Below are 4,959 nucleotides of genomic sequence, written 5' to 3' on the forward strand. Positions count from 1 at the left end.
TCGGCGTCCGCCTCACGACCCTCCGCCCCGAGCAGGCCTCGTACATCGGAGTCCCGGTCGAGGGCCCGTACAAGCCGGACCACTACCGCTACTGAGTGACGTGCCGATGGCCGCCTCCCTGTGTCTCGGGAGGCGGCCATCCGGTTGGCGAGCGGTGGTCTAGCGGCGCGGGCCGGGCTTGGGCAGCGGCCGGGCGCGCGGCAGGGACTGGGGCTTGGGCTGAGGGAAACCCTGACCGCGGCGGCCGCCGTTCCGGAAGCGGACGGACGGGAGGGAGGAGTAGGACTGCTCGAAGCTAGATCGCATGTTGACTCCTGTAGGTCGCTGCGGTGTACTTCAGTGAAGTGCTTTGAATGTAGTACTTCAGCTGCAGTGGTGTCAACGTCTAGCCGGAAAGATTCCCATGCGACAGAACCCGGAGCGCCGCGCCGCGCTTCTCGATGCGGCCATCGAGGTCCTCGCCAACGAGGGCTCCAGAGGACTGACCCTCCGTGCGGTCGACGGGAAGGCGCAGGTGCCCATCGGAACGTGCTCCAACTACTTCAGGAACCGTGACCAGTTGCTGCTCCAGATCATGGAGCGCACCCACGAGCGGATCATGCCCGACCCCGACCAACTGGCCCTCACCATGAGCGCCGAGCCCTCCCGGTCGCTGGTCGCACTTCTGCTCCGGCAGGTCCACGAACGGATGCAGGCCGACCGCAGCAGCTACCTCGCCATGCTGGAGCTGCGGCTCGAGGGAACCCGCCGTCCCGCCCTGGGCAAGGAACTCAACGAGATCTTCAGCACCGTGCTGGAGGAGAACATCCGCTTCCACACGGAGGCAGGTCTGCCCGGTGACCGCGTCGACGTCGTCCTCCTCTACCTCACCGTCCACGGCATGAACCTGGACGACCTCACCGCGCCCGGCGTGCTCGCCCCCTACGCCGGCGTCGACCTGTTCGAGGAGCTGGCCCGGCGCCTGCTGCCCGCGGACTCCTGACACCTCCTGCCCCGCGACACCCCCGCACCAGGGCGGGGCGTAGGGCGGCGGCGCGAGGGCGGGGCCGTACGCGGGCGGCGGGCGCGAGGGCGGGGCCGACGTCCGGGACACGTCACCGGCACGGGAACGGGAACGGGAGGCTCAGGGCCGGCTCGAGACGGGCTCGAAGAGCGGTCGACGACCCGGACCGGCCTCCGCGGGATGCCTGAAGGTGGAGCAGCCACCCTGTCTCCGCCGTCCTGAGGCGCCCGTCAGTGTCTGGAGTGAACGCATGCCCTCGTCCGATGTCGACAGGCTCGAGAACTATCTGCGACGCACGACAAGCGCGCTGCTCAAGGCGGAGGAGGACCTCTCCGCCGAGCGCGCCGCACGCACCGAGCCCATCGCCATCGTGTCCATGGGATGCCGACTGCCCAAGGACATCGACACCCCCGAGGACTTCTGGAGGCTCCTCGCCCACGGCGAGGACGCGATAGGCGGGATGCCCGCCCGCTGGGACGGGCTCGACCTGTACGACCCCGACCCGGACGCGGCGGGCAAGAGCTCCGCCCGTACGGGCGGCTTCCTCGCGGACGTCGAGGGCTTCGACGCGGAGTTCTTCGGCATCTCCCCGCGCGAGGCACGGTCGATGGACCCGCAGCAGCGCCTGATCCTGGAAGTGGTGTGGGAGACGCTGGAGCGGGCCGGCATCCGCCCCGCCGAACTCGGCGAGAGCCGTACCGGCGTGTACCTGGGAGCGATGGGCTCGGACTACGGCGGTCTGGGCGTCGACCTGCACGCACTCGACGGCTACGCCGGTACGGGAACCGCTGCCAGCGTGCTGTCCGGCCGCGTCTCGTACACCCTGGGCCTGCGGGGCCCCGCCATGACGGTGGACGCCGCCTGCGCGTCCTCGCTCGTCTCCCTCCACCTGGCCGTCCAGGCCCTGCGCGCCGGGGAATGCGACCTCGCCCTGGCCGGGGGCGTGACGGTGATGAGCACCCCCGCCGTCTTCGTCGAGTTCTCCAGGCTCAAGGGGATGGCCCCGGACGGACGATGCAAGAGCTTCTCCGCGGACGCGAACGGCGCCGGCTGGGCGGAGGGCGCCGCCGTCCTCGCCCTCAAGCGGCTGTCGGACGCCGAGCGGGACGGCTCCACCGTCCTCGCGGTGATCCGGGGCTCGGCGGTGAACCACGACGGCCGCAGCCAGGGACTCACCGCGCCCAACGGTCCCGCCCAGCAGCGGGTCATCCAGGAAGCCCTGGCGTCGGCGCGGTTGGTTCCGGGTGATGTGGACGCGGTAGAGGCGCATGGGACGGGTACGTCCTTGGGTGATCCGATCGAGGCGGGTGCGTTGGCTGCGGTGTTCGGGCCGGGGCGTGAGGCGGGTCGGCCGGTGCGTCTGGGTTCGGTGAAGTCGAACATCGGTCATACGCAGGCGGCCGCGGGCATGGCCGGTGTGATCAAGATGGTGCTCGCGTTGCAGAACGAGTGCCTGCCGCGGACGCTGCACGCCGATGTGCCCAGTCCGCACATCGAGTGGGACGGCAGCGGCCTGGAGCTTCTCACCGATGCACGCCCCTGGCCCAAGGACGCCGCACGGCCCCGGCGGGCGGGCATCTCCTCCTTCGGCCTCAGCGGCACCAACGCCCACGTCGTCCTCGAAGAAGCACCCTCCGACGACAGGCCCGGGGACGACGTGACGGCACGGCCCGACGGCGAGAGGGCGGCACACGACGACGACGCCGCAGACCGTACGGAGGACACCCGGGGCGCGGAACCCGCCGAGACCCACACGGTGTTCCTGTCCGGCCGCGACGCCGCCGCACTGCGCGCACAGGCCGACCGCTGGGCACGCTGGCTCGAACACCGCCCCGCGACCCCCCTCGCCGCCCTCGCCGCGACCACCGCGCACCACAGGACCCACTTCCCGTGCCGCGCGGCCGTCACCACGCACAGCACCGACGAGCTGGTCCGACAGCTCGACGTCCTGGCCGCCGGCCACACACCCCCCGGAACGGCGGTCGACACCGCGGCCGACACGGACACCGCCTTCCTCTTCACCGGACAGGGCAGCCAGCACCCGCGCATGGGGTACGACCTCGCCCGCGCCCACCCCCGCTTCGCCCAGGCGCTGGAGACCGTGACGGCCTCCCTCGACCCGCACCTGCCGCGCCCGCTCAAGGAGATCCTCTTCGCCCCCGAGGGCTCGCCCGAAGCCCGTCTCCTCCACGAGACCCGGTACGCCCAGCCCGCTCTCTTCGCCTACCAGGTTGCCCTTCACCGGCTGTGGGAGTCGTGGGGCGTCACACCGGACGCCCTCGCGGGCCACTCCCTCGGCGAGATCACCGCCGCACACCTGGCCGGGATCCTCGACCTCCCCGACGCGGCCCGTCTCGTCACCGCCCGCGCCCGGCTCATGCAGGCCTGCCCGGCGGGCGGCCGCATGACCCAACTGGCCGCCTCCGAGGACGAGGTGCTTTCGCGCCTGACCGGTCTCGACGGCCGCGTCGCCATCGCCGCCGTCAACGGCCCCCGGTCCACGGTGATCAGCGGCGACGCCGACGCCGTCGCCACCGTCGCCGGGCACTTCGAGGAACTGGGCCGCCGCACCCGCTCCCTCGACGTCTCCCATGCCTTCCACTCCCCGCACATGGACGGCATGCTCGACGAGTTCCGGGACGTCCTCGACACACTGGACTACCGGGCACCGCACACCCCCCTCGTGTCCACCGTCACGGGCGAACGGGTCACCCCCGAGTCCAAGCCCGGTGACGGGATGCTCGCCCCCGACTACTGGGTCCGACAGGCCCGCGACACCGTCCGCTTCCACCGGACGCTCTCCGCGCTCGTCGACCACGGCATCGGCCGGCTCCTGGAGATCGGCCCCACCCCCGCACTCACCGCCCTCGCCGCCTCTCACCCCGCCCCCGGCATCCACCGGATCGCCTCCCAGCAGCCCCGTAGGACTCCCGACCAGAACGAGGCCCTCGCCCAGGCCGTCGGCCACCTCCACACCACCGGCCGGAGCATCGACCTCCGACAGACCCACCCCCACCGGGGGACACTCGCGGCCGGCCTGCCCACGTACGCCTTCCAGCGCACCTCCTACTGGCTCGCGGCGGACGGCCGGACGCCCGCGACCGCACCCGACCGCGCTCCGCACCGGCGACCGGCGGACGAGCAGACGGGGAACGCCGGCCCCACGGTCCCGCTCACGTCGGTCCCCGAGACCGAACGCCTCGACGCGCTCGCGGAGTTCGTGCGCCACGAGACCACCGCCCTGCTCGGCGCCACGGAGACGGTCCCGACGGACGCCTCCTTCCGGGACTGCGGTCTGGACTCCATGATGGCCACCGAGCTGGCCAAGCGCCTTGAGGACTACACCGGCCTCCCGCTCTCCACCGCCCTGGCGTTCGAGCACCCGACGCCGCGGGCCGTGGCGGAGCACCTGCTCGACGTCCTGGCGGAAGCCGTCCCGGCCCCCGTGGTGCCGGCCGTGGAACGCGCGACGGAACGCGACGTCCATCCCGCCACCGACGGGCAGCGACGCCTGTGGTTCCTCGAACAGCTCCACCCGGGAACCGCCCGGTACCACACCCGCTCCGCCCTGCGCACCTCGCAGCCGCTCGACCCCGAGGTGCTCGCGCGTGCGCTGGCCTGGGTGATGGACCGGCACGAGGCGCTGCGCACCCGGCTCGACCTGCGCGACGGCGAACTCGTCCAGCTCGTCGACGAGAAGTCCGACGACATGCCTCTGCGGTTCGCCGACGCCCCCGACGCCGAGACCGCGGAGGCACTGCTGGGGCGCGAGGAACGCGAGCCGTTCGAGCTGACCGGGACCCTGCTGTTCCGGCTCCTCGTGGTCGACGTCCGCCCGACCGAACAGATCCTGTGCCTGACCATGCACCATGCGGTGACCGACGGGTGGTCGGCGGGTGTGGTCTTCCGTGATCTCTTCGTGGCGTGCGAGGCGTTTGCTGCGGGTGGTGTTCCGG

General features: G+C 72.1%; 4 protein-coding genes. 3 read left to right on the forward strand and 1 reads right to left on the reverse strand.

The features are described 5' to 3' along the window. Positions 1–95 (forward strand): adenosylhomocysteinase (locus ACZ4XX_RS40065; protein ID WP_352030442.1); only part of this gene is annotated, 95 nt, incomplete at its 5' end. Between the two features lie 64 nt (positions 96–159). Here ACZ4XX_RS40065 and ACZ4XX_RS40070 read toward each other — a convergent pair. Then, a complete protein-coding gene (locus tag ACZ4XX_RS40070) occupies positions 160–306 on the reverse strand; it encodes a hypothetical protein (RefSeq protein WP_468512744.1) in 147 nt (48 codons plus the stop codon). 97 nt (positions 307–403) lie between these two features. On the opposite strand from ACZ4XX_RS40070, the gene ACZ4XX_RS40075 reads away from it, so the two are divergent. Together ACZ4XX_RS40075 and ACZ4XX_RS40080 are read left to right on the forward strand one after the other, a co-directional pair. Then, the gene (locus ACZ4XX_RS40075) at positions 404–982 is read left to right on the forward strand and encodes a TetR/AcrR family transcriptional regulator (RefSeq protein WP_468512745.1); all 579 of its coding nucleotides are present in this window, start codon (positions 404–406) and stop codon (positions 980–982) included. A gap of 271 nt (positions 983–1,253) precedes the next feature. Continuing rightward, on the forward strand, positions 1,254–4,959 hold a 3,706-nt coding region (locus ACZ4XX_RS40080), incomplete at its 3' end, for a type I polyketide synthase (RefSeq protein ID WP_468512746.1).

The organism is Streptomyces sp. NPDC029956 (assembly GCF_055574655.1).

Bases quoted from the DNA above. Each gene is read 5' to 3' on its own strand.
- ACZ4XX_RS40070 (WP_468512744.1), bottom strand. From the start codon at position 306: ATGCGATCTAGCTTCGAGCAGTCCTACTCCTCCCTCCCGTCCGTCCGC.
- ACZ4XX_RS40075 (WP_468512745.1), top strand. From the start codon at position 404: ATGCGACAGAACCCGGAGCGCCGCGCCGCGCTTCTCGATGCGGCCATC.